The organism is Floridaenema aerugineum BLCC-F46 (genome assembly GCF_041929345.1).
GTDB classification, from domain to species: Bacteria; Cyanobacteriota; Cyanobacteriia; order Cyanobacteriales; family Aerosakkonemataceae; genus Floridanema; species Floridanema aerugineum.
In genome coordinates this window covers 1-2,370 of sequence record NZ_JBHFNQ010000144.1, presented here as the reverse complement: position 1 = coordinate 2,370, position 2,370 = coordinate 1, and the positions used below count along the sequence as shown (strand labels likewise).

2 protein-coding genes are annotated in these 2,370 nt (G+C 40.3%); both read right to left on the bottom strand.

The window, feature by feature from the left end; translation table 11 throughout:
- Window positions 1-150: 150 nt before the first annotated feature.
- On the bottom strand, window positions 151-711 hold the full coding sequence (locus tag ACE1CC_RS18970; RefSeq protein WP_413271995.1) for a Uma2 family endonuclease: 561 nt from the start codon (window positions 709-711) through the stop codon (window positions 151-153).
- 213 nt (window positions 712-924) lie between these two features.
- Window positions 925-2,091 (bottom strand): pyridoxal phosphate-dependent aminotransferase, encoded by a 1,167-nt coding sequence (locus tag ACE1CC_RS18965; RefSeq protein WP_413271994.1) that lies wholly within the window; start codon window positions 2,089-2,091, stop codon window positions 925-927.
- Window positions 2,092-2,370 lie beyond the last annotated feature (279 nt).

The following is a 2,370-nucleotide window of genomic DNA, read 5'->3' as shown; positions in this document are numbered from 1 at the left end:
GCCCCGCCCTTGTTTTACTTTATTTAGATCTACCTACTTATTTAACAATAATAGGACTTACGCACTCTCTGACTGAAACTTAGATCCCCCCTAGCCCCCCTTACAAAGGGGGGAAGTTCTAACATCATAGTCTAAGTTTCCTTATTTCAGTTACCCCAATACCTCATCCACACTTAAAACCACATCAGAAAAACTTAACGGCGAAACATTTTCACCTCTTCTAAATTGCCGAATTTCTGCATAACTATTCGCCAAAGGTTGACGATAAACTTCAATTAACTCCTCTGCTAAACTTACTATCCAAACTTCCACAATACCCGCTGCTGCATCAAGAGGAATTTTCACTTCTCTGTCATATTCAATAGTTGTATCAGATACTTCAATTATTAGTAAAACTTCCTGTGGTTGGGGATGTCTTTGTGAGTAACAATCTGCACGAGGTATCAGTAAAGCTATATCAGGTTGCGGTTCTGTTCTTTCATTTAATCTTACCGGATTTTGGATAGATAATATAGCACGATCGCCTAACCTGACTGAAAAAAGCCGATTCAAACGCTTTACACAACCTGCGTGGGGGCTACCAATTGGCGACATTTTAATAATTTCTCCTGCAATTAGTTCTACTCGATCGTCTTCACCTAAAATACCAGCTTCAGCCATTCGGTAATATTCATCAACTGTAAATAACCTTTTTTCCAACTGAACAGACATAATCATTTCCTCAAATTTTTAATGAGTCTGTTGTTCCTACTGAAGTGGGAATTGCGCTGAAGCGCAACAACGTACCATAAATCAGTCTGTTGTTCCTACTTCAGTAGGAATTGCGCTGAAGCGCAACAACGTACTTTTATTTTAAAATAAAAACACAGATAAACATTTTATCTGTGTTTATCTGTGTTTATTTGCGGTTGCAAAACCACTCGATTAAATTAGCGATCGCACAAATTTATCTAACCGATCCATGCCTTTATTGATGGTATCTAAATCGGTAGCGTAAGATAAACGAATGCAATCATCCGCACCAAAAGCAACACCAGGAATTGCTGCCACTTGATAAGATTCTAAGAACTTATCGCAAAATTCTAAAGAAGCTAATCCCGTTTTGCTCACATCAATAAATAGATAGAAAGCACCATCAGGTTTGGGACAACTTAAACCAGGAATCGCACTCACTCTTTCTAACATTACTTGACGACGTTTGGCGAAACCCAGGCGCATTTCTTCCACACAATCTTGGGGACTGGTTAAAGCTGCGATCGCACCATATTGAGCAAACGTGCAAACATTAGAAGTACTATGACCTTGCACTGTACTAGCAGCTTTAATTGCCTGCAATGGCCCTGCTAAATATCCTACTCGCCAACCAGTCATGGAGTAAGCTTTGGCAAAACCATTACTAATAAAAGTACGTTGGAAAATCTCAGGCCCAAAAGCACCAATGCTCACTTGTTGAGCATCATCATAAATGATTTTTTCGTAAATCTCATCGGAAACAACGAAAATATCTTTTTCTACCACCACCTTTGCTAACGCTTCAATTTCGGCGGGAGTGTAAACAACTCCTGTAGGATTAGAAGGAGAATTCAACACAAACAATTTTGTTTTTGGCGTAACTGCGTTGCTGAGTTCTTCAGGAGTAATTTTATATTGGTTTTTCCCATCAGTTTGGACAATTACAGGTACACCACCTGCTAAGATAACCATTTCGGGATAGCTTAACCAATAGGGTGCGGGAATAATTACTTCATCTCCCGGATCGATTAAAGCTAACATCAAATTGAATAGAGAATGTTTACCACCATTAGTAACAATTACATTCTCCGGTTTATAATCTAAACCATTATCTGTTTTTAGCTTATTTGCGATCGCTTCTCTCAGCTTAGGTTCCCCAGCAGCAGGGCCATATTTCGTCTTCCCAGCATCCAAAGCTTGCTTCGCAGCAGCTTTAATATGCTCTGGCGTGTCAAAATCTGGTTCACCAGCGCTAAAACTACAAACATCTATTCCCTCAGCCTTCATAGCCTTAGCTTTGGCGGAAATAGCTAACGTGATCGAAGGCGTAACTTGACTCACTCGTGCTGCCAGCTGCATGATTAATCGTTTCCATTGCGGCAATTTTCTAGTTTCTCAGACTAACTCACGATCGCTCTTTTGGTTTGTGATCTTTTTACCTTTTTGCGTTGGGGATTGGGGATTGGGTACTGGGGACTAGGGACTGGGAAGAAAGTTTGACCGAAAAAAATGGGATGCAAGCCCCGTCCTTGCAGGACGGCTTTAATTATGTTAAGCTAATCGCCGTAGAGGTTTTCCACGTCAGATGATCGTTTTAGAGTTGAAAGCACAAGGGAAAACAACTCAATATAAAGCCAT

Excerpts from the sequence above, each read along its gene's own strand:
- ACE1CC_RS18970 (WP_413271995.1), bottom strand. The coding sequence starts at position 711 with ATGTCTGTTCAGTTGGAAAAAAGGTTATTTACAGTTGATGAATATTAC.
- ACE1CC_RS18965 (WP_413271994.1), bottom strand. The coding sequence starts at position 2,091 with ATGCAGCTGGCAGCACGAGTGAGTCAAGTTACGCCTTCGATCACGTTA.